This is a genomic window from Clostridium sp. HBUAS56010, from assembly GCF_007115105.1.
Classification (GTDB): domain Bacteria; phylum Bacillota; class Clostridia; order Lachnospirales; family Lachnospiraceae; genus Lacrimispora.
This window is the reverse complement of record NZ_SULJ01000032.1, coordinates 1-989: the sequence shown is the minus strand read 5'-3', so window position 1 is coordinate 989 and position 989 is coordinate 1. Positions and strand designations below refer to the sequence as shown.

Sequence of the window (989 nt, the reverse complement as noted above, 5' to 3'; positions counted from 1 at the left end):
TCCCGAACAGTCGTTTCCACATATGTCGCATACTGTTTTATTCATAAGAGCCCTTTCCTTGTACTTCATTTAACAGTTTTATAGCCTGATCCACATGCTTATATAGCAATCCACCTTGTATGGTATAGAAATTCGTTTTAACCAAATGTGGCATAATATTAAACTTTTCATAATCAGGAAATATTTCATCATCAAGAACTATCCATGATTCGATATTGCTATGTTCTTGAATCCAGTTATAAATTCCTTCGCCACGATTTCCTCCATTATCATTTGTCTTATCCAAGATGAATAATCTTACTTTTCTTAGTTTTTTATCAAGATAATTTCCTGGTTGACCTTGCTCTGATTTATTAATTCGTTCCCAATCCGACTTCCAAGATGAGCACAAAACTATTTTTGCATTTGTTTCTTTTATTATTTCTGACAGACATTTTACTTTAGAATTATCTATCCCGATAAATCCATCACATCTTGATTTAGACTCATGACAATTCAGAACGCCATCAATGTCTAAAAATATTATTTTAATAGAATTATCCCCCACTATTTATTTGCCCTTAATATGTTTAATAAAGTTCTTAATCTTCCATACGCCCTATTTAAAATTCCATCACAATCGATATTGGTTGACCGATTGTACGCCAATTCTACATCTTTTAATGCTTTTTCTATTTCTTTTAAAACACTTTCATCCGATACCGTCATATGTTCTCCTTATTTTTTATTGAAATATATTTCTGTAGGATTTCTAATACATCGTCAAATTCCAAACATTTATCGTTGTAGTAATTTCCAGAACTAATCTCAAAACATGATTCAATTAGTTCGTCAACCATTTTATCAAACTCACTTTCCTTCGTTATATTTCACCTCCTGTGTATAGACATATCCTTTTACCAGCAAATAACCCTTTGCTTAATAATTATTTTGCTTCAGGTAGCACCAACATGCTATCCTTTGCCTTCTTATAAAAATCTTTCGACACT

General features: G+C 31.5%; 2 protein-coding genes. Both read right to left on the bottom strand.

Going from position 1 to position 989, the window contains the following annotated elements; all coding sequences use genetic code 11:
* Nucleotides 1-37: 37 nt before the first annotated feature.
* Complete coding sequence (locus tag FAY33_RS18930) at nt 38-547, bottom strand: HAD domain-containing protein (protein WP_143323023.1); 510 nt, start codon at nt 545-547, stop codon at nt 38-40.
* Nucleotides 547-708, bottom strand: a complete 162-nt coding sequence (locus tag FAY33_RS19730) for a hypothetical protein (RefSeq protein WP_185967726.1) — start codon at nt 706-708, stop codon at nt 547-549. The genes FAY33_RS18930 and FAY33_RS19730 overlap by 1 nt, the downstream gene beginning before the upstream one ends.
* Nucleotides 709-989 lie beyond the last annotated feature (281 nt).

Excerpts from the sequence above, each read along its gene's own strand:
- FAY33_RS19730 (WP_185967726.1), bottom strand. The coding sequence starts at position 708 with ATGACGGTATCGGATGAAAGTGTTTTAAAAGAAATAGAAAAAGCATTA.